This window comes from Peribacillus sp. SIMBA_075 (assembly GCF_046534585.1).
Window position 1 is genome coordinate 1 of record NZ_JAWRYN010001730.1, and the last position, 231, is coordinate 231.

A 231-nucleotide genomic window follows, 5' to 3' on the forward strand; every position below is an offset into this window, starting at 1 on the left:
GGCCAGATCATCTGGCGCACCCCGGAAACAGGCGTGCTTGCAGGCGGCACGCAATCCCGCACGGATGGGACGATTGCTGTTTGGTAACAGAACAAGGCGTTAAATCGACCGACCTCGCCATGGCCTTTTTCCGCGCAGGCATGCTCGGCTTTGGCGGCGGCCCGGCAGTCATCCCGATCATGCAGCGCGATGTCGTGGACCGCTACAACTGGTTGACAGACGAAGAATACG

1 protein-coding gene is annotated in these 231 nt (G+C 60.6%); it reads left to right on the forward strand.

What is annotated here, in order from left to right; translation table 11 throughout:
* Positions 1 to 119 precede the first annotated feature (119 nt).
* Positions 120 to 231: chromate transporter (locus SB775_RS34360; protein ID WP_410865761.1), on the forward strand; the 112-nt coding region annotated here is incomplete at its 3' end.